Annotated in this window: 19 protein-coding genes; 4 read left to right on the top strand and 15 right to left on the bottom strand. The window is 70.6% G+C overall.

Going from position 1 to position 18,665, the window contains the following annotated elements; genetic code table 11:
• Positions 1–39: 39 nt before the first annotated feature.
• The 4 genes from yajC to ruvC all read right to left on the bottom strand — a co-directional run bounded on the left by yajC (position 40) and on the right by ruvC (position 2,741).
• Positions 40–396, bottom strand: coding sequence for a preprotein translocase subunit YajC (gene yajC, locus HNR20_RS25155; RefSeq protein WP_221309906.1), 357 nt, complete (start codon positions 394–396; stop codon positions 40–42).
• Positions 397–518: 122 nt separating this feature from the next.
• On the bottom strand, positions 519–1,586 hold the full coding sequence (gene ruvB / locus HNR20_RS25150) for a Holliday junction branch migration DNA helicase RuvB (RefSeq protein ID WP_184184497.1): 1,068 nt from the start codon (positions 1,584–1,586) through the stop codon (positions 519–521).
• A 28-nt stretch (positions 1,587–1,614) separates the two neighbouring features.
• Positions 1,615–2,217, bottom strand: a complete 603-nt coding sequence (gene ruvA / locus HNR20_RS25145; RefSeq protein WP_184184494.1) for a Holliday junction branch migration protein RuvA — start codon at positions 2,215–2,217, stop codon at positions 1,615–1,617.
• Positions 2,214–2,741, bottom strand: a complete 528-nt coding sequence (gene ruvC, locus HNR20_RS25140) for a crossover junction endodeoxyribonuclease RuvC (protein ID WP_184184491.1) — start codon at positions 2,739–2,741, stop codon at positions 2,214–2,216. Before ruvC ends, ruvA begins: the two co-directional genes overlap by 4 nt.
• Positions 2,742–3,075: 334 nt before the next feature.
• Here ruvC and HNR20_RS25135 point away from each other — a divergent pair, with 334 nt between their 5' ends.
• Both HNR20_RS25135 and HNR20_RS25130 read left to right on the top strand, forming a co-directional pair.
• Complete coding sequence (locus HNR20_RS25135) at positions 3,076–3,858, top strand: 3-hydroxybutyrate dehydrogenase (protein ID WP_184184488.1); 783 nt, start codon at positions 3,076–3,078, stop codon at positions 3,856–3,858.
• Positions 3,859–3,872: 14 nt separating this feature from the next.
• Positions 3,873–5,792 (top strand): helix-turn-helix domain-containing protein, encoded by a 1,920-nt coding sequence (locus HNR20_RS25130; protein ID WP_184184485.1) that lies wholly within the window; start codon positions 3,873–3,875, stop codon positions 5,790–5,792.
• Between the two features lie 25 nt (positions 5,793–5,817).
• Here HNR20_RS25130 and HNR20_RS25125 read toward each other — a convergent pair whose 3' ends face one another.
• The 8 genes from HNR20_RS25125 to HNR20_RS25090 form a co-directional block, all read right to left on the bottom strand.
• A complete protein-coding gene (locus HNR20_RS25125; protein ID WP_184184482.1) occupies positions 5,818–6,426 on the bottom strand; it encodes a TetR/AcrR family transcriptional regulator in 609 nt (202 codons plus the stop codon).
• Positions 6,427–6,437: 11 nt separating this feature from the next.
• The gene (locus HNR20_RS25120) at positions 6,438–8,003 is read right to left on the bottom strand and encodes an MFS transporter (RefSeq protein ID WP_184184480.1); all 1,566 of its coding nucleotides are present in this window, start codon (positions 8,001–8,003) and stop codon (positions 6,438–6,440) included.
• Between the two features lie 81 nt (positions 8,004–8,084).
• Positions 8,085–8,756: a transcriptional regulator gene (locus tag HNR20_RS25115; protein ID WP_229687341.1), complete on the bottom strand. Its 672-nt coding sequence runs from the start codon at positions 8,754–8,756 to the stop codon at positions 8,085–8,087.
• 77 nt (positions 8,757–8,833) lie between these two features.
• Positions 8,834–9,847 carry a branched-chain amino acid ABC transporter permease gene (locus HNR20_RS25110; RefSeq protein WP_184184477.1) on the bottom strand — a complete coding sequence of 338 codons (1,014 nt, stop codon included), beginning with the start codon at positions 9,845–9,847 and terminating at the stop codon, positions 8,834–8,836.
• Complete coding sequence (locus tag HNR20_RS25105; RefSeq protein WP_184184474.1) at positions 9,844–10,725, bottom strand: branched-chain amino acid ABC transporter permease; 882 nt, start codon at positions 10,723–10,725, stop codon at positions 9,844–9,846. Before HNR20_RS25105 ends, HNR20_RS25110 begins: the two co-directional genes overlap by 4 nt.
• On the bottom strand, positions 10,722–11,972 hold the full coding sequence (locus tag HNR20_RS25100) for an ABC transporter substrate-binding protein (protein ID WP_373291095.1): 1,251 nt from the start codon (positions 11,970–11,972) through the stop codon (positions 10,722–10,724). The genes HNR20_RS25105 and HNR20_RS25100 overlap by 4 nt, the downstream gene beginning before the upstream one ends.
• 50 nt (positions 11,973–12,022) lie before the next feature.
• Complete coding sequence (locus HNR20_RS25095; protein WP_184184471.1) at positions 12,023–12,715, bottom strand: ABC transporter ATP-binding protein; 693 nt, start codon at positions 12,713–12,715, stop codon at positions 12,023–12,025.
• Positions 12,702–13,463, bottom strand: coding sequence for an ABC transporter ATP-binding protein (locus HNR20_RS25090; RefSeq protein ID WP_184184468.1), 762 nt, complete (start codon positions 13,461–13,463; stop codon positions 12,702–12,704). Before HNR20_RS25090 ends, HNR20_RS25095 begins: the two co-directional genes overlap by 14 nt.
• Before the next feature lie 221 nt (positions 13,464–13,684).
• On the opposite strand from HNR20_RS25090, the gene HNR20_RS25085 reads away from it, so the two are divergent.
• On the top strand, positions 13,685–14,542 hold the full coding sequence (locus tag HNR20_RS25085) for an SPFH domain-containing protein (RefSeq protein ID WP_184184465.1): 858 nt from the start codon (positions 13,685–13,687) through the stop codon (positions 14,540–14,542).
• 15 nt (positions 14,543–14,557) lie between these two features.
• Here HNR20_RS25085 and HNR20_RS25080 read toward each other — a convergent pair whose 3' ends face one another.
• The gene (locus HNR20_RS25080) at positions 14,558–15,400 is read right to left on the bottom strand and encodes a LysR family transcriptional regulator (RefSeq protein WP_184184462.1); all 843 of its coding nucleotides are present in this window, start codon (positions 15,398–15,400) and stop codon (positions 14,558–14,560) included.
• A 72-nt stretch (positions 15,401–15,472) separates the two neighbouring features.
• Here HNR20_RS25080 and HNR20_RS25075 point away from each other — a divergent pair, with 72 nt between their 5' ends.
• Positions 15,473–16,714, top strand: coding sequence for an MFS transporter (locus tag HNR20_RS25075; protein ID WP_221309905.1), 1,242 nt, complete (start codon positions 15,473–15,475; stop codon positions 16,712–16,714).
• Between the two features lie 74 nt (positions 16,715–16,788).
• On the opposite strand, the gene HNR20_RS25070 is transcribed toward HNR20_RS25075, so the two are convergent.
• Together HNR20_RS25070 and HNR20_RS25065 are read right to left on the bottom strand one after the other, a co-directional pair.
• The gene (locus HNR20_RS25070) at positions 16,789–18,165 is read right to left on the bottom strand and encodes a permease prefix domain 1-containing protein (RefSeq protein ID WP_184184459.1); all 1,377 of its coding nucleotides are present in this window, start codon (positions 18,163–18,165) and stop codon (positions 16,789–16,791) included.
• Entirely contained in the window at positions 18,162–18,527 is a 366-nt protein-coding gene (locus HNR20_RS25065) for a PadR family transcriptional regulator (protein ID WP_184184456.1), read from the bottom strand. The genes HNR20_RS25070 and HNR20_RS25065 overlap by 4 nt, the downstream gene beginning before the upstream one ends.
• Between the last annotated feature and the right edge of the window lie 138 nt (positions 18,528–18,665).

Here is an 18,665-nt window from a genome sequence, read left to right as displayed (position 1 = left end):
CGGCCGTACGCCGGTTTCGCCACCCCCGGGAGAAGGGGGTCAGTCCTTGACGGTGTCGGCGTCCTCGCTGACCGGCTCGCTCGGCAGCTCCGCGCGGGTGACAACGCGCGCGATGGCCGGGCGGGCGTAGCGGGTCTGCACGCCCGGGGCGACCTCGATCAGGACGGTGTCGTCCTCGATGCCGGTGACCGTGCCGTAGAGCCCGCCGATGGTCACGACCTCGTCGCCGGGGCCGAGGTTGGACTGCATCGACTCCGCCTCGCGGCGGCGCTTCTGCTGGGGCCGGATCATCATGAAGTACATGACACCGAAGAGCAGGGCGATCATCAGGATCGGCGTGAAACCGCCGGCCCCACTGCCCGCTGCTAGGTATTCCACGGTTACTGACCTTCCCATTGGCCACCTGCCCGGCACGGGGGGTGCCGGAGCGGAGGCGGATTCTCACGTCCTGTACAGACCGCGGCGAAGTCTAAACCCTGCACCTGAGAACACCGAATGCGGCACAGATCACGTTCACATCACGGCTGATCGGTGTCCAAGGAGAACAGATCGGGCACAGGAGGACTATCCGCACCAAAGATACCATTCGGTGGAGTGCGCCCCAGATGGTGCCAGGCAGCCTCGGTAGCCACCCGACCCCGGGGCGTACGGGCCAACAGACCCGCCCGGACCAGGAACGGCTCACAGACCTCCTCGACCGTGTCCGGCTGCTCCCCCACCGCCACGGCAAGGGTGGACAGACCCACCGGGCCACCCCGGAACGAGTCGACCAGCGCGGTCAGCACCGCCCGGTCCAACCGATCCAGCCCGAGCGCGTCCACGTCGTACACGATCAGGGCGGCACGAGCGGTGTCGAGATCCACCAACCCGTCGGCCCGGACCTCCGCGTAGTCGCGGACCCGGCGCAGCAGCCGGTTGGCGATCCGCGGCGTGCCCCGGGACCGGCCGGCGATCTCGGTCGCACCCTCGGGGGTGATCGGCACGCCGAGAATCCGCGCCGAGCGGTGCAGCAGCGTCTCCAGATCCGCCGGAGCGTAGAAGTCGAGGTGCGCGACGAAGCCGAACCGGTCCCGCATCGGTCCCGTCAACAGGCCCGAACGGGTCGTCGCGCCCACCAAGGTGAACGGCTCGACGTCCAGCGGGATCGCCGTCGCCCCCGGCCCCTTGCCGACCACCACGTCGACCCGGAAGTCCTCCATGGCGCTGTAGAGCAGCTCCTCGGCCGGCCGCGCGATGCGGTGGATCTCGTCAATGAAGAGCACGTCGCCCTCGGCGAGACTGGTCAGGATCGCCGCCAGATCCCCGGAACGCTCGATCGCCGGGCCGCTGGTCACCCGGATGCCCGCGCCCAGCTCAGCGGCGACGATGTTGGCCAGACTCGTCTTGCCCAACCCGGGCGGGCCGGAGAGCAGGATGTGATCCGGGGGCGACCCCCGCCGCATCGCGCCCTGCAACAACAGGTCGAGCTGATCGCGCACCCGGTCCTGGGCGATGAACTCGGCCAGCCGCCTCGGCCGCACCGTGGCCTCCGCGTCCCGATCCGCGTCGTTGACGTACGCCGAGACAAGCCCGTCGGTCTCGCTCATCGTGCCCTCTTCATTCGCGGCCGTGCGTTCATCGGGTGCGACCGAGCAGGCGGATGGCCTGCTTGAGCAGGACCGGCACCGGCGGAGTCTCGCCCTCGATCGTCTCCGCCACCGCGGCCACCGCCTGATCGGCCTGACCGGCCGTCCAGCCCAGCCCGACCAGCGCCTGCCGAACCTGGTCGGTCCAGCTGCCACGGGTCACCCCGGTCACGCCGTCGGCGCCGATCGGCACCGGGCCGATCCGGTCGCGCAGCTCCAGCACCAGGCGTTCGGCGCCCTTCTTGCCGATCCCGGGCACCCGGGTCAGCGCGGCCGTGTCGGCGTTGGCGATCGCCTTGCGCACCGCGTCCGGGGTGTGCACCGCCAGCACCGCCTGGGCCAACCGCGGGCCAACCCCGCTGGCCGTCTGGAGCAGCTCGAACAGTGACTTGGCGTCGTCGTCGGCGAAGCCGTAGAGAGTCAGCGAATCTTCCCGCACGATCAGGCTGGTGGCGAGCCGGGCGACCTGACCGACCCGCAGCTCCGCGAGGGTCCCCGGGGCACAGTGCACGGCGAGGCCGACACCGCCCACCTCGATCACGGCCTGGTCCGGACCGGTCGCGGTCACCGTGCCGCGCACGCTGGCGATCATCGTGCTCCTCCTCGTCGTGCCCGGTCGGCTGCCGCGGCCAGCTTGGAGCGGGTCCCACCGCGCCAAACGTGGCAGATGGCCAGGGCGAGCGCATCGGCGGCGTCGGCCGGCTTCGGTGGCTCGTCCAGCCGCAACAGCCTGGTCACCATGGCGGTCACCTGCGCCTTGTCGGCCTGACCGGACCCGGTCACGGCCGCCTTCACCTCGCTCGGGGTGTACGTCTGCACCGGCAGACCGGCGCGCGCCCCGGCCAGCACGGCGACGCCGCTGGCCTGTGCGGTGCCCATCACCGTACGGACGTTGTGCTGGCTGAACACCCGCTCGACGGCGACGCTCTCCGGCTGGTGCTCGGCGACCAGGTCGGTCAACGACCGGTCCAGGTGCAGCAGGCGCAGCGACAGGTCGTCGGCCGGGTCGGTGTAGACCACGTAGTAGGCGATCAGAGTGCAGGGACGACCGGGCACACCCTCGACCACGCCCACCCCACACCGGGTCAACCCCGGGTCCACCCCCAACACCCGCACGCCGCACCCTCCCCCACCGTCAGCAGTACGTGTGTTCGACACCCTAACTGCCCGCCTTCCCACCGGCCCCACGGGACACGCCCCCGCGCCCCGCGCCCGCGCCCGCGCCGCGCCAAGATCGCGCTCGATCCAGGAAGTAGTGGCCTCACCGACGCGCCGATACCACTCGATCCTGGATCGAGCACGATCTTGAACACCCGACCCCGGACGGCGGGGCGAGGGCGGGTGGCAGGGCGGACCGCGAGGCGGGCGGGTGGGGCCACACAGCTTTGGTGCGGAGTATGTGTTGCTGACCCATGTGCCGGGGAGCACACAGCTCGTAACTTCTTGCGCCATGACGGCAGAACCCGTGGCGGTCCCCCACGTCGTACAGGTCGACCTCGCCGGTCGGACCGCCCTGGTCACCGGGGGCGGTAGCGGCATCGGGCGGGCGTGCGCCCTGCGGCTGGGCGCGGCCGGCGCCAAGGTGCTCGTGGTGGACCGCAACCTGGAGGCGGCCAAGGCGGTGGCTGCCGAGGCCGGCGGCCGGGCCGAGGGCGTCGACCTTTCCGACGCCGCGGCGGTGGACCGCCTCGACGTGGACGTGGACATCGTGGTGAACAACGCCGGGCTTCAGCACGTCGCGCCGGTACAGGACTTTCCCGTCGAACGCTTCGAGTACATCCAGCGGGTGATGGTGGAGGCGCCGTTCCTGTTGATCCGCCGGGCGCTGCCACACATGTACGCCCGGGGGTGGGGGCGGATCGTCAACATCTCCTCGGTGCACGGGTTGCGTGCCTCGCCGTACAAGGCGGCCTACGTCTCGGCCAAGCACGCCCTGGAAGGGCTGTCGAAGGTGGTCGCCCTGGAGGGCGCCGCGCACGGGGTCACCGCCAACTGCATCAACCCGGCGTACGTGCGTACCGCCCTGGTGGAGAGCCAGATCGCCGACCAGGCGGCCAGCCACGGCATCGGTGCGGACGAGGTGATCGAGAAGATCATGCTGGCCCGGGCCGCGATCAAGCGACTGATCGAACCGGAGGAGGTGGCCGAGCTGCTGGCGTACCTCTGCTCGCCGCCGGCGGCGTTCATCACCGGCGCGTCGATCGCCCTCGACGGGGGCTGGACGGCCAACTAGTGGGCCTGAGCACAATGTCGACCATGTCATCGCCGGTGGAGTTCCTGGAACTGCTCGCCCGTGAGGCCGCGGCGGTCGAGTTCGAGGGACCACTGGTGGCCGCTCGGGCCGCCGGGCTGCCGCCGGACCGGCTGGCCGAGCTGGAGCAGGCCAAGTCCGTGGCGTTGCGGGTCCGCGCGCTGCTGGAGCGTCGGCGCCGCCGCGAGACCGAGCTGTCCGGCCTGTACGACACGGTCAGCGACCTGGCCGGACTGCGCGACCTGGACGACGTGCTGCGGGCGATCGTGCATCGTGCCCGCAACCTGCTCGGTGCCGACGTGGCGTACATGACGCTCAACGACGACGAGCGCGGCGACACGTACATGCGGGTGACCGACGGGTCGGTCTCGGCCCGTTTCCAGCGGCTGCGCCTGCCGATGGGCGCCGGCCTCGGTGGTCTGGTGGCCCAGTCCGGCGCCCCGTACGTCACCGCCAACTACGGCGAGGACGCGCGCTTCCACCACACCGGCGAGATCGACGCCGGCGTCGGGGAGGAGGGCCTGGTGGCGATCCTCGGGGTGCCGCTACGGCTCGGCTCCACCTCCATCGGGGTGCTCTACGCGGCCAACCGTTCGGCCCGGCCGTTCGTCCGGGAGGAGGTGGCGCTCCTGGTCTCGCTCGCCGCGCACGCCGCGGTGGCGATCGACACCGCCCGGCTGCTGACCGAGACCCGCTCGGCGCTGGCCGAGCTGTCGGCGGCGAACACCACCATCCGGGCGCACAGCAGCTCGGTCGAGCGGGCCGCGGCGGCACACGACCGGATGACCGCGCTGGTGTTGCGCGGCGGCGGGGTGGAGGACGTGGCGGCCGCGGTGACGGAGGTGCTGGGCGGCGCGCTGCTGGCGTTGGACGCCGAGGGCCGCCTGTTGGCCCGGGTCGGTGAGATCGACGAGCCCGACCGCGCGGACATCGTCGAGGCGGTGGCCGCATCCCGGACGGAGGGACGCAGCGTCCGGCGCAGCCCCCTCTGGTACGCGGCGGTGGTGGCGGGCGCGGAGAACCTGGGTGCCCTGGTGCTGCGCCCGGACGACGAGTTGGTCGACGCCGACCAGCGGATCCTGGAGCGGGCCGCGCTGGTGACCGCGCTGCTGCTGCTGTTCCGCCGGACCGTCGCCGAGGCGGAGGGGCGGGTCCGCGGCGAGCTGCTGGACGACCTGATCGCCCGCCCGCTGCGGGACACCGACGCGCTGCGTAGCCGGGCCCGGCGGCTCGGGGTGGACCTGGACGCACCGCACGTGCTGGTGGCGGTGGGCGACGACGCGATCGCCGCGACCGGCTCGGCCCGCCAGCGGGTGCTCTCCTGGGCAACCACGTACGCCTCGGCCCGTGGTGGGCTGGCGGCGGCGCGCGACGGTCGGGTGGTGCTGATGCTGCCGGGGCTGGACGCCGGTGGCAGTGCCCGCGCGGTGGCCCGGGATCTGTCCCGGGTGACCGGCCGACCGGTGACCGCCGGGGCGAGCGGCCCGTCGAACGGGCCGGCGGCGCTGGCCGGGACGTTCCATGAGGCGGACCGGTGCCTGACGGCGCTGGGCGCGCTGGGCCGGGCCGGTCAGGGCGCGAGCACGGCGGAGCTGGGCTTCGTCGGGCTGCTGCTGGGCACGGTCGGTGACCGGGGTGAGACGGACGTGACGCAGTTTCTCAGCGCCACCGTCGGGCCGGTGGTCGACTACGACGCGCGGCGGGGCACGGCTCTGGTGAAGACGCTGGAGGCGTACTTCGGGGTGGGTGGCAGCCTGGCTCGGGCGGCCGAGCAGTTGCACGTGCACGTCAACACGGTGACCCAGCGGTTGGAGCGGGTCGGGCAGTTGCTGGGTGCCGACTGGCAGCGGCCCGAGCGCGCGCTGGAGGTGCAGCTCGCGCTGCGCCTGCACCGGCTGCGCGCCCCGGCCGGCTGACCACCGCCAGCCGGCCACGTCGGCGTCAGCGGACGCGGATGCCCTCCAGCACGGCGTCGACGACCTGGACCGGCAGGGTCCGCTCGTCCAGCTCCGGATTCCACTGGAGCACCCGCTGGATCAACATCGGCCCGGTGAGCAGCGCCATCGTCACCTCCACGTCGATGTCGGGCCGGAGCAGCCCTTCCTCGATGCCGCGCCGCAGCACGTCGCGCATCAGCTGCCGCCGGGGCGCGATGATGTTCTGGTAGAGCTGGAACTGGTCCGGGCTGCGGTTCACCGCGGGCACCAGGCAGGGCATGATCTTCGCCGCTCGCGGGTCGATGTTCTTGCCGATCGCTCCGACCAGCAGCACCAGGTCGTCGCGGACCGAGTGGCCGGCCGGCTGCGCCATGATGCCCTTGAGTCGGCGCAGGGCATCCAGCAGCAGCGCGTTCTTGCCTGCCCAGCGGCGGTAGATGGTGGCTTTGCCGACCCCGGCGCGGGCGGCGATTGCCTCGATCGAGAGTGCCTCGACGGTGCTGCCCTCGGCGAGCAGGTCGAGGGTGGCCTCGATGATCGCCTCGTCGGCACGGATGCTCCGCGGTCGCCCAGGCGACCGCGGAGCATCAGCAGTGGACGTCATGTCCGACATTGTGCGCGAACCTATGCCGTGCCGGCCAACTCGGGCTCGGCGACCGGCGCCGGTGCGGCAGCGACAGCCTCCCGCCCCGGCATCCAGCGCAGCACCACGATGATCCCGAGCGCGGCGATCACCGCGGACAGCGCGGCCGCCCAGTGCATGGCGGTGACGAAGGCGTCGTTGGCCGCCGAGATCAGCGCGGGCGCCGCCGGGCCGAGCTGGCCCGCCGCCGCGTACGCCCCGGAGATCGACTCGTTGGCCGCGTCGTGGGCCTGCGCGGGCAGGCCGGTCAACGCGTCGCCGATGTCGCTGCGGTAGACCGCGGAGAGCACCGAGCCCAGGATCGCCACGCCGAGCGCGCCGGCCACCTGACGGACGGTGTTGCTGATCGCGGAGCCCACGCCGGCCTTCTCCCGGGGCAGCGCCGACATGATCGACTCGGTGGCCGGCGGCATGATGTTGGCCATTCCGGCGCCCTGGATGAGGAAGACGAGCAGCACGATCCAGATCGGGGTGGACGCGCCGATGAAGACGAACGCGGCGAGTGACACCGCGGTCAGCGCCAACCCGACGGTGGCGACGGCCCGGCCTCCGTAGCGGCGGACCATCGCGGCGCTACGCGGCGCGAAGATCAGCTGGGCGCCGGCGAAGGGCAGGAAGAGCAGGCCGGTCTGCAGCGGGCTGTAGCCACGCACCAGTTGCAGGTAGAACGAGCCGAAGAACATCGAGCCCATCGCGGCGAAGAAGACCAGGCCGACGATGGCGACCGGCGCGGCGAAATGGGGCATCTTGAAGAGCCGGACGTCCAGCGACGGGTGGTCGCTGCGCCGTTCGTGCTGGACGAACCAGGCCAGCACCGCGAGACCGACCAGGATCGAGCCCCAGGCCAGCGGGCGGTCGAAGCCGTGCTCGCCGCCGTCGATGATGCCGTAGGAGAGGGCGACCAGGCCGACCACGGAGAGCAGGACGCCGAGCACGTCGACGCGGCCCGGCCGCGGGTCGCGCGACTCGGGGACCAGCAGTGCGACCAGGACCACGCCCGCGACGACCACCGGCACGTTGATCAGGAAGACCGAACCCCACCAGAAGTGCTCCAGCAGCGCGCCACCGAGGATCGGGCCGATCGCCACCGCGAGGCCGACCGCGCCGGCCCAGACGCCGATCGCCCGGCCGCGCTCACGCGGGTCGAAGACGTTCGAGATGATCGACAGCGTCACCGGCATGATGGCCGCGCCGCCGACGCCCATCAGGGCACGGGCCGCGATGAGCTGGCCGGGGCTGTCGGAGTACGCGGAGAGCAGCGACGCCAGGCCGAACAGCGCCAGCCCGACCATCAGGAAGCGCTTGCGGCCGACGCGGTCGCCGAGCACCCCGAAGGTGAACAGCAGCCCGGCGAAGACCAGCGTGTAGGAGTTGATGGCCCACTCCAGCTGGCCCTGGCTGGCGCCGAGGCCGTGCGCCGGGTCGGCCAGGGTGCGCAGGGCGACGTTGAGAATCGTGTTGTCGAGGACGACCACGAGGAGGCTGATCACCAGCACTCCGAGGATCGCCCACCTCCTCGGGTGGCCCGTGTTGTTGTGCAGCTCCATGCCTGAATTCCCCCCACGCTTTACCCGCCACGCAATACGATACGGGCCAGACTCGTAACGGGGATCAGCGTACGGGGCGGATTAACGATACGGGACCGATCCGTATCGTATGTGGTGGGCATCACGCTCCGGCGCGACGGCCAGGCAGGCGGCGACGGCGTCCGGCAACGTGCCGAGGTGGCCCACCCGCCCGGTGAGCGGCTCGATCCAGCCCGGCCCCGCGCCGTACACCCGCAGGAGCGGAAAATCCCGGGCGAGACGCACCAGGCGGTACGCGCGGCCGGTGGCCGGCGTCTGCGACCAGAGCACGACGGTGTGCGGGCGTGCCCGGAACACCGCGCTGGTCAGCGCGGACCAGGGCAGCGCCTGGCCGAGATTCAGACAACCGCGGCCCTGTTCGCGCAGCGCGGCGGCGAGCGCGTGCAGGCCGAGGCAGTGCGCCTCCTTCTCAGCGCCGGCCAGCAGCACCCCGCCGGCGGGCAGTGACCGGCCGGGCTCCCGGCGGTGCACGTCCAACCCGACCCGGACCCCCTCGCAGAGGGCATGCTCGACGGCGACCTCGGTCGCGCCCCGCCCCGGCAGCCCGGCCAGCAACGGACGGCAGACCTGCTCCCAGAGCGCCGGCACACCCCAGGTGTCGGCCAACTCCAGCACCAACGTGGCGACACCGTTGCCGTCCAGGTCCTCGGCGGCCAGCGAAACCTGCTTGTACGCGATCTGGACGGCCTCCGCCGGCATCGGATCGGTCAGCACCACACGTACCCCCGGGTAGACGTTCGCTACCCGGGGGTTCGCTCGGCGGGCGCCTGGCGGATGCGCCGTCGCCGGATCTACCGGCGACGCGCCGCCAGCCGGTGGGCCAGTGCGGCGACGCTGCCCCAGATGCCGCGCCGGAACAACACCACGACGAGGACGAAGATGCCGCCGGTCACCAGGCCGATCGCCTCGAACCCGGAGAACGACAACCAGTCCTCCAGCCGGACCACGATGCCGGCGCCGAGCACCCCGCCCCAGAGGGTGCCGATCCCGCCGAGCACCACCACGATGACCGCCTTGCCGGAGGTGGTCCAGTGCAGCACGTCCAGCGAGACGAACCGGTGGCCGACCGCGAACAGCCCACCGCCGAGGCCGGCGATGAAACCGGAGAGCACGAACGCGGTGAGCTTGTAGCGGTGCACCGGGTAGCCCAGCGCCCGCGCCCGGGCCGGGTTGTCCCGGATGCCGACCAGCACCCGACCGAACGGTGAGTGCACGATCCGCCAGGCGGCGGCCAGCCCGAGCAGCACGATCGGGAGGATCGCGTAGTAGAAGAAGTAGTCGTCGGTGAGGTCGACGCCGAACAGCTCGCGGGGCACCCCCTGGAGGCCGTTCTCGCCCTGGGTCACCGAGCGCCACTCGTTGGCCACGTAGTAGACCATCTGCGCGAAGGCCAGGGTCACCATGGCGAAGTAGATGCCGGTCCGCTTCACCGCCAGGTAGCCGATCGGCACCGCCAGCACGGCCGCGGCGAGCGCCCCGGCCAGCACGGCCAGGGGGAACGGCAGGCCCACGTGGATGGCCACCAACCCCGTGACGTACGCCGACGTGCCCCAGAACGCGGCGTGACCGAAGGACATCAGCCCGGTGAAGCCGAGCAGCAGGTCCACCGCCACGGCGAACAACGCCCAGCAGAGGATGTCCACCGCGACCGCCGGGTAGAGGCCGTTGGGCAGCCACGCCGCGATGGCCAGCCCGACGGCGAGCAGCGCGTACCGCACCCAGCCGGGCGCCTGAGCCACGGCGAGCAGCCCGGACGGTGGTGTCGAGCGGGACGCATCGGCGGGCGTGTCCACGGTGCTGGTCATGCGGGAGCCTCCTCACGACCGAACAGGCCGGCCGGGCGCCAGAGCAGCACGCCGGCCATCACGATGAAGACGATGGTCTGGGAGACGATCGGGAAGTTGGACAGGTACGACTCGCCCCATGCCTGCACCAGGCCGATGCCGAAGCCGGCGGCGACCGAACCGAAGATCGAGCCCAGCCCGCCGATCACGACCACCGCGAACACCACGATGATCAGGTCGGCTCCCATCAGCGGGTTGACGGCGCGCATCGGCGCGGCCAGCACCCCGGCGAGACCGGCCAGCCCGATGCCGAAGCCGAAGACCGGGGTCACCCAGCGCCCGACGTCGATGCCGAACGCGCGGGTCAGGTCGGGCCGCTCGGTGGCCGCGCGGACCACCATGCCGATCCGGGTCCGGGTCAGCGCCCACCACACCGCGACGCAGAGCAGCACCGTGAAGCCGAGGATGAACACCCGGTACGTCGGGAAGTCGAAGAGCCCGAAATCGACCGACCCGCTCAGCAGCGACGGCGTGGCGTACGGGCTGGACTGCACGCCGTAGCGCAGCTTCACCAGGTCCTGCAGGATCAGCGTCAGGCCGAAGGTGAGCAGGAAGTTGTAGAGCGGGTCGAGCTTGGTCAGCCGGTGGATCACGGCGCGTTCCAGCGCCATGCCGAGCAGGCCCAACCCCACCGGCATGATCACCAGGGCCGCCCAGAACGGCACACCCGCCTCGGTGAGCAGCACGTACGCCCCGAACGCGCCGAGCATGTAGAACGCGCCGTGCGCGAAGTTGACCACCCGCAACATGCCGAAGATGACCGCGAGCCCGAGGGCGAGCAGGGCGTAGAACGCCCCGCTCACCAGCCCGTTGAACGTGTTCTGCGCGAATCCGGTCATAGCTTGCAGTCCGCCGAGGGCGCCCGGAACGCCTCGGCGGCGGGGATCGTCTTGAGCACCTTCACGTAGTCCCACGGCTCGGTGACCTCGGACTGCGGCTTCACCTGGGCCAGGTACGCGTCGTGCACCACCCGGTGGTCCTCGGCACGGATCTTGCCGTTACGCAGGAAGACGTCCTCGACCGTCTTGCCCTCCAGGCCCTTGACGACGGCGTCCGCGTCGTCCGTCCCGGCGGCCTGCACCGCCTCCAGGTACTGCAGGGCCGCGGAGTAGTTGGCCGCGTGCGCGAAGGTCGGCCGGGTGCCGGCCTTCTGCTGGAAGCGGTCGGCGAACTCCCGGTTCTTCGCGTCGAAGTTCCAGTACCAGGCGTCGGTGTACGTGGTACCCGCCAACGCGGCCGGGGTGAGCGAGTGGATGTCGGTGAGGAACATCAGCCCCACCGCCAGGTCGACGCCCTTGTCACGCAGCTTGAACTCGTTGTACTGCTTCACCACGTTGACCAGCTCCGCGCCGGCCTGCATGGTGCCCAGCACGTCCGGCTTCGGGTTCAGGTTCGGCGCCTTGAGCAGGAAGGTGGAGAAGTCGCCGCTGGTGTTCGGGAACGGCGCGCCGTCCTTGCCCACCACCGTGCCGCCGGCCGCCGTGATCGCGGTGGAGAAGCTCTTCTCCATGTCCTGACCGAAGGCGTAGTTCGGGTAGAGGATGTACCAGTTCTTGCCGATCTGCTCGGTCGTCGTCTTCCCGGTGCCGTTGGCCAGCATGTACGTGTCGTACGCGTAGTGGAACGTGTACTTGTTGCAGCTCTTGCCGGTCAGATCCGTGGTCGCCGCACCGATGTTGAAGTAGAGCCGCTTCTTCTCCTTCGCCACGTCGGCCACCTTCAACGCGGCCGACGAGGTGGGCACGTCCAGGATCAGGTCGACGCCCTTGCGGTCGTACATCTCCTGGGCCTTGGAGTTGGCAACGTCCGGCTTGTTCTGGTGGTCGGCGGTCTCCACGGTGATGTCCTTGGTCACCGCCTTGTCTCCGTATTTCGCGGTGAAGTCGGCGATGGCCATCTCCACCGCCGTCACGGAGTTCTTTCCGGACAACTCCGAGTACACCCCGGACTGGTCGTTGAGCACGCCCAGCACGATCTTGTCGCCGGTCAGCTTCCCGTCGCCACTCGACTGGGGGCCACCGCCGCCACAACCGGCGACCAGCACCACCGCGGCCGACGCCGCGGCCACACCCATCGTCCTGCGCATGCCCACTCCATCCATCCCGTGCCTCGTCGCGCGGGTCGTCGTTTGGAAAATCAGATCCCGAGGTACGCGAGCAGCTCGCGTTCCCGCGAACGCACCTCGGAGTTGTCCATCGCCTCGGCGACACGCCCCTCGGCCAGCAGGTAGTGCCGGTCGGCGACACCCGTGGCGAAGTGCAGGTTCTGTTCGACCAGCAGCACGGTCACCCCGTGCCGCTTGGCCTCGCGCAGCAGGTCACCGACCTGCTGCACCAGCAGCGGCGAGAGCCCCTCGGTGGGCTCGTCGCAGAGCAGCAGCCGGGCGCCCATCCGCAGCACCCGGGCCAGCGCGAGCATCTGCTGCTCGCCGCCGGAGAGCATGGTGGCCGCGGAGTCCCGCCGGGTGTAGAGGGCGGGGAACGCCTCGTACACCCGCTCCAGCGACCACGGGTCGGGGCCGACCGTGGGCGGCAGCGTGAGGTTCTCGGTGACGGTCAGCGTGGCGTAGCTGCCCCGGTCGTCGGGCACCCAGCCCAACCCGAGCCGGGCCCGTTTGTGGGCCGGCAGCTTGGTGATGTCGCGCCCGTCCAGCTCGATCGTGCCGCGTTGGCCGGAGTGCAGCCCCATCACGCAGCGCAGCAGTGTGGACTTGCCGGCGCCGTTGCGCCCGACCAGGGTGACCACCTCGCCGGCGCTGACCTGGAGGCTGACCTCGCGCAGCACCTGCGCCTCGCCGTAGGCGGCGGAGAGGTTCTCAATGCGCAGCATCAGCGGCTCCCAGGTAGGCGGTGATCACACGCTCGTCCGCGCGGACCTGCTCGTACGGGCCTTCGACGAGGACCTTGCCGGCCTGCAGCACGGTGACGGTGTCGGCGAGTCGGCCGACCACGCTCATGTTGTGCTCGACCATCACCACGGTCCGGCCCTGGCGGACCCGGCTGATCAGCTCGACGGTGCGGTCGACGTCCTCCATGCCCATCCCGGCGGTCGGCTCGTCGAGCAGCAGCACCTTCGGGTCGAGTGCCAGGGCGATGGCCAGCTCCAGGGCCCGCTTGCGGCCGTACGCCAGTGACTCGGACGGGGCCTGCGCCAGGTCGACCAGCCCCACCATGGTCAGCAACTCGTCCGCGCGCTCGGTGTAGCGGGCCATCAGCTTCGCCGAACGCCAGAACCGCCAGCCCAGGCCACTGGGCGACTGCAGGGCCAGCGCCACGTGCTCCCGGGCGGACAGTTGCGGAAAGAGGCTGGTGATCTGGAACGAGCGGGCCACGCCGAGCCGGGCCACCTGCTCCGGCGGCAGCCCGGTGACGTCCCGCCCGGCCAGCTCGATCCGCCCGGCGCTGGGCCGCAGGAAGCCGGTGAGCAGGTTGAACAGGGTGGTCTTGCCGGCGCCGTTCGGGCCGACCAGCGCGTGCACACTCTCCGAGGCGACGTCGAGGTCGACGTCGTCGACCGCCCGGAAGCCCCGGAAGTCGCGGGTCAGCCCACGGGCCGACAGGAGCGCTTGCCCGGCCATCGCCATCCTCCGCACGTCACGGCGACGGTCGATCCGGTGACCGTGGTCACAGGTCCGTCGCGTGGACGAAACCTACGGGGGGCCGCGTAAGTCGAACCATGTCGATGGCATCCATATTCGACCGGCAGGTGACGTGTGCCGACGCCACTCCCCAGCGCCGCCGACTTGACCGCGCCTCCTAGGTTGATGATCCACACAGCCCAACGAAAGGCCCCCAACCCATGCCCGTCGGCTTCACCATGGCGATCGTCTTCGCCGTCGCCCTGGCGATCAGCGCCGTCCTGGCCCTCGTCACCTCCGCGCGGCCCCTGAAGCGGATGGCCGTCCTCGCGGCGTTCGCCTTTCTCGCGCTCACCGTGCTGGTCGGTGTCGTCTCCAGCGCCCACTCGGTGCCCATCCGCTCGGTCGGCATCGTGACCAGCTTCGGCAAGCCCACCGGCGAGGTGACCGGTTCGGGGCTGAAGTGGGTGGCGCCGTGGCAGAAGGTCGGCGAGTGGGACGCGGGCCGGCAGAAGTACGACCACATCGGCGGCGACAACTGCGTACGGGTCCGCACCGGCACGCTCGCCGACGCCTGCGTCGAGGTTCTCATCGAGTGGCAGGTCAAGCCGGAGAACGCGCCCAAGCAGTTCATGGACTACAAGGGAGACTTCGGCAGCTTCCGGGGCCAGCGGGTGGGCGTGCAGCTCGACAGCGCGGTGAACGACGCCTTCGCCGCGTACAACCCGCTGGAGAAGATCGACGCCCAGACCGGCGACCTCAACGTCGACCTGAAGCCGTTCGCGGCGAACATCAAGACCAGCGCGGAGACCCGCCTCGCCACCGACGTGGACATCCTCTCGGTGACCATCACCCGGGTGAACCACGACGACAAGACCGAGGGCAACATCAAGGCGTTCCAGGACAAGCTGGCGCAGACCCGCAACCTGGAGCAGGACCGCAAGAACGCCGAGATCTCCAAGCAGATCACCGAGACCAACGCGAAGGTCGACAAGGTCACCCGCTGCCTGGAGATCGCGGAGAAGAACGGCGCCAACCCGGGTCTCTGCATCAACCCGGGCATCGTCACCGGCAAGTGACCGAGGGCTCCGGCCTCAGACCATGCGGCGCAGCGCGGTCTCCACGGCATCGATCAGCGGATCACCCTCGGTCCGTGGGTGCCGTGCGAGACCGAGCTCGACGTCCGGCAGGACGGGTAGGGCGTCCGCGTCGTGGCGGGCCATGCCCGGTTCGAGGTTCGCGGGCATGAGCGCCGCGACACCGAGCCCGGCCCGTACCGCGGCGAGCACACCAATCAGGCTGTTGCTCTCGAAGGCCACCCGCCAACGCCGACCGGCATGTTCGAGCGATTCCAAGACGGACGTACGCCAGAAGCACGGGTTGGAGAACAGCACCACTGGCAGCGGGTCGACGGTCACGTCCACACCCTGGCCGACCGCCCAGACCAGCGGGCGGCGGACCGTCCAGCGCGGCGGCGCGGGGATGTCCGGCACCGCGTCGAGCACGAGTTGGACGCGGCCGTTGTCGTAGGCCTCCCGCATCGCGGCGTTGGAAACGGTGAGCACCTCCAGCGTCGCGCCGGGGTGCAGCCGGGCGAGGTCGGCGAGGGCCTGCGGAAGCTGGGACGCGGCGAGGTCTTCGAGCAACCCGACGCCGCAGTGGCCGGTAAGCGCGTGCCCGGTCTTGGTGAGTGCCTGAGCGCAGAGCGAGAGGATGCGTTCGGCGTACGGCAGGAGTTCCTCGCCCGCCCGGGTCGGCGAGACGCCAGACGGCGACCGGTGCAGCAGCGGATGGCCGACGGCGCCCTCGAGCTTGCGCAACTGCTGACTGAGTGCGGGTTGGGAATGCCCGAGCGCGGTCGCGGCCCGGCTGATGCTGCCTGCCCGCACGGCGGTGACGAACGACCGCAGCAGGACCGTTTCCAAATCTCTTGCCATAAGGATCCATTATGCCAACCCCAACAAGATAGGCACTTCTTATGAGGTCTGGGTTGACCTAGCGTCACGTAGGTGACCAGTTATCGACAGGTGCTCGCGGTGCCGGGGATGGCACCGCTGCTCGGCGTCTCGCTGATTGCCCGCACCGCGATAACGGCCGACGTGACGGCGCTGACCCTGTATGTCGTGCTGGGCCTGGACCTGAGCTACGCGGCAGCGGGCGGTGTCGCGGCGGCCCTGACCGCCGGAGTGGCGCTGGGTGGGCCGCTGCTCGGCCGCATGATCGACTCGCGGGGCCTGCGCAGCGTGCTGCTGGCAACCAGCATGGTGCAGGTCGTCTTCTGGCTGGGCGTGCCGTTCCTGCCGTACGCGTTCCTGCTGGTCGCCAGCTTCGTGGCGGGTCTGTTGATGGTGCCGGCCCAGGCGGTGGGCAGACAGGCGATCGCCGCGATGACGACGGCCGAGCAGCGCCGGGCCGCGTTCGCGTTGGAATCGGTGCAGGGCGAACTGTCGTACATCGTGGGCCCGGCGGTGGTGATCGTGTGCGCGGCGACGGTGTCCCCCGAGGTGGTGGCATGGGGGGTCGGTGCCGCGATCCTGGTCGGCGGAGCCGGCATCGCCTTGCTCAATCCACCGATGCGTGCCGAGGACGAGGCGGATGTCGCCGCGGTCGGACGACCTCCACGCAGGCAGTGGCTGGGCGCCGAAATGATCGCCGCGCTGACGATGGCGTTCGGCACGACGACGCTTCTCAGCGGCGTCGACCTCGCCATCATCGCCACACTGCGAGAAGCAGGTCAGGTGTCCTGGGCCGCCGTGGTCGTCGTGGTGTTCGGCGTGTCGTCGGTCGTCGGTGGACTGATCTACGGCGCGCTGTCCCGGCCGCTGCCCACGTGGTTGCTGCTCGGCCTGCTCGGGCTCGTGACGATTCCCGCCGGGCTCGCCCAGGACTGGCCCTGGCTGTGCGTGGCCGTCGTCGGCAGCGGTCTGCTCACCGCGCCGACCCTTGGCACGGTGGCCGACGCGGTGAGCCGGCTGGCGCCGCCCGGCGTGCGGGGTGAGGTGATCGGTCTGCAGTCCTCAGCGCAGAGCGCTGGTTTCGCGCTCGGAGCCCCACTCGTCGGCGTGGCGATCGACCTCTCGGTGCCAGCGGGCGGCTTCGCGGCGGCTGGGCTTGCCGGCCTCGCCGCCGCACTGACCGGACACCTGCTGTCCCGCCGCTCGTCCGCTCGAACGGCGGCGCCTTTCCACGCTGACCATGTCGTCCTTGGCGCCCATCCCGACCACGGTCACCGCTCCCCCCGCGCCGGGTGAGCCGCCAGGCAGCTCGGCTGACCTGACGCCGGCCCATCCGTGGCAGGTGGGCCGGCTTCCGCGTCGCGTTCTGGCTATGCGTAGTTGAACAACGGTGGGAAGACGAGGACCACGATCCAGGCCCACGCGGCGTACACCGGCAGGTAGCCGGTCTGCCACCGTTCGAGCGCCGCGAACGGTGTGCGCCGACGGATGAAGGCCAGCAGGAGCCACGCCGACCACGCGAGGTTGACCAGCAGGATGACGTTCTCGCCGAGCGCGGCCGCCCGGTTGGGCGTTCCGCCGTACTCGTCGGTGATGCGTCCGGTGATCTCCAACAGCACCAGCACGTCGATGGCCAACGCACTGACCACGAGCGCGAGCTGGAGCTTGTCGAACGGGCCGGGCGGGGCCAGCGGATCGCGGGCCGAGAGCGAGTAGAGCAGCAGCCCCAGCACCACGACGAGCAGCAGGTCGAACAGGATCAGAGCTTCGCGCTCGACCTCGATGCCGTGGCTGGTCCAGACGACAGCGACGAGGAAGGCGAGCAGGGCGGCCGTGAAGAGCGGGGTGAACAGCCGGGTGAGGACCGGCGCGATGTTCTCGACGACACTCTGCTTGGCCTCGACCAGCCACCCGGCCACGACGACCGCGGCCGCGGCGCCGCAGGGCAGGAGCCACTGCGAGATGAACGCCTCCGGGACGATTCCGATGGCCGCGAAGGTGTTGAACAGGAACGCGGCGAGCACGCCGCCACCGAGGGCCATCAGTACGAAGTAGATGAACCACTCGCCGGTGAAGCGGATGAAGTCCATGCGTCGACGAGACGAGCGCCAGTCGTCGGCGACGTAGGCCAGACCGACCACGAGCCACAGGGCGATGGGAAGATGGACGCTGCTGACGACCACGGACTGCGAATCGTCCGCCAGGGGATAGGCGTTGGCCGCCACCGCGCCGAGGACGAACAGCGCCACCAGCACCGCGATCATCACCGGTCGGGCTTGCCGGCGCCAGGCCAGGAACGCCGCCAGCCAGGGCAACGCGAACAGGGTGGCGTTCCGCGCGTAGAACGAGCCGTCGTCGTCGAAGGTCAGCCCGAACAGCGCTGGCGCCTTGACGGACACCACCGCACCCGCCGCGCAGCCGAACATGACCCACAGGTCCCGCCGGGAACGCGCGCCGGCGACCGGACTGCCGGAGTCGCCGGTCAGCACCAACTGCTTCCACAGTCGCTCCGAATGTTCCCGGGCGAACTCGCGGGAGATGTCGTCGAGGCTGCCCATCCGCTTCACCGCGACCAGGAACGCCTCATCCGGGCTCAGGCCCGCCGTGATCAACTCGTCAACGGAGCCGCGAAGGTGGTCTTCGAGCTCATCGGCGTCCACCGCTTGCAGCTCCCGGCGACGCAGCACGTACTGACGCCACTGCGCGAACTGCGCCTCCAACTCCTCCGGCCCGTCGTGTGCCGTCATGCGAGGCCCTCCAAGGGGTGCGCCGTCAGCGGCGCACGGTCGTGCCAGATCTCCTTGAGCGCACCCACGACGGTGTCCCACTGCCGGCGCTGCTCGGCCAGCTCGGCCAGACCCCTGTCGGTGATGCGGTAGTACTTGCGTTTCCGCTCGCCGACGACCGACTGCCAGCTCGCCTCCACATAGGCGAGGCGCTCAAGCCGGTGCAGCAACGGGTACAGCAGCCCCTCGGTCCAGTCCAGCTCGCCACCGGACAGCTCGTTGATCCGCCTGAGGATGGCGTAGCCGTAGCTCTCACCCTCGGCCAGGATGCCGAGCACCATCGGTGTCGCCGAGGCGGCCACCAGATCCTTAGCGACCTTCACGAAACCTCACCACGCTCCCCCAATCCAAACCTAGAACCATTATGCATAGTAGTGCTAGGTATCGGAGGGCGCAACGGACCGATCATCCGAGCCAATCAGCGGTGCCTGGGGTCCGACGGGCATCGTGCCGGCTCCCGG

The organism is Micromonospora parathelypteridis (assembly GCF_014201145.1).
Taxonomy (GTDB): Bacteria; Actinomycetota; Actinomycetes; order Mycobacteriales; family Micromonosporaceae; genus Micromonospora; species Micromonospora parathelypteridis.
The sequence above is the reverse complement of the archived record's forward strand: the minus strand, read 5'-3'. Positions and strand labels throughout refer to the sequence as shown.

Excerpts from the sequence above, each read along its gene's own strand:
- HNR20_RS25105 (WP_184184474.1), bottom strand. The coding sequence starts at position 10,725 with ATGACCGGATTCGCGCAGAACACGTTCAACGGGCTGGTGAGCGGGGCG.
- HNR20_RS25080 (WP_184184462.1), bottom strand. The coding sequence starts at position 15,400 with ATGGCAAGAGATTTGGAAACGGTCCTGCTGCGGTCGTTCGTCACCGCC.
- HNR20_RS25130 (WP_184184485.1), top strand. The coding sequence starts at position 3,873 with ATGTCGACCATGTCATCGCCGGTGGAGTTCCTGGAACTGCTCGCCCGT.
- HNR20_RS25095 (WP_184184471.1), bottom strand. The coding sequence starts at position 12,715 with ATGCTGCGCATTGAGAACCTCTCCGCCGCCTACGGCGAGGCGCAGGTG.
- HNR20_RS25120 (WP_184184480.1), bottom strand. The coding sequence starts at position 8,003 with ATGGAGCTGCACAACAACACGGGCCACCCGAGGAGGTGGGCGATCCTC.
- HNR20_RS25100 (WP_373291095.1), bottom strand. The coding sequence starts at position 11,972 with ATGCGCAGGACGATGGGTGTGGCCGCGGCGTCGGCCGCGGTGGTGCTG.
- HNR20_RS25090 (WP_184184468.1), bottom strand. The coding sequence starts at position 13,463 with ATGGCCGGGCAAGCGCTCCTGTCGGCCCGTGGGCTGACCCGCGACTTC.
- HNR20_RS25110 (WP_184184477.1), bottom strand. The coding sequence starts at position 9,847 with ATGACCAGCACCGTGGACACGCCCGCCGATGCGTCCCGCTCGACACCA.
- yajC (WP_221309906.1), bottom strand. The coding sequence starts at position 396 with ATGGGAAGGTCAGTAACCGTGGAATACCTAGCAGCGGGCAGTGGGGCC.
- HNR20_RS25125 (WP_184184482.1), bottom strand. The coding sequence starts at position 6,426 with ATGTCGGACATGACGTCCACTGCTGATGCTCCGCGGTCGCCTGGGCGA.
- HNR20_RS25135 (WP_184184488.1), top strand. The coding sequence starts at position 3,076 with ATGACGGCAGAACCCGTGGCGGTCCCCCACGTCGTACAGGTCGACCTC.
- HNR20_RS25085 (WP_184184465.1), top strand. The coding sequence starts at position 13,685 with ATGCCCGTCGGCTTCACCATGGCGATCGTCTTCGCCGTCGCCCTGGCG.
- HNR20_RS25070 (WP_184184459.1), bottom strand. The coding sequence starts at position 18,165 with ATGACGGCACACGACGGGCCGGAGGAGTTGGAGGCGCAGTTCGCGCAG.
- ruvB (WP_184184497.1), bottom strand. The coding sequence starts at position 1,586 with ATGAGCGAGACCGACGGGCTTGTCTCGGCGTACGTCAACGACGCGGAT.
- ruvA (WP_184184494.1), bottom strand. The coding sequence starts at position 2,217 with ATGATCGCCAGCGTGCGCGGCACGGTGACCGCGACCGGTCCGGACCAG.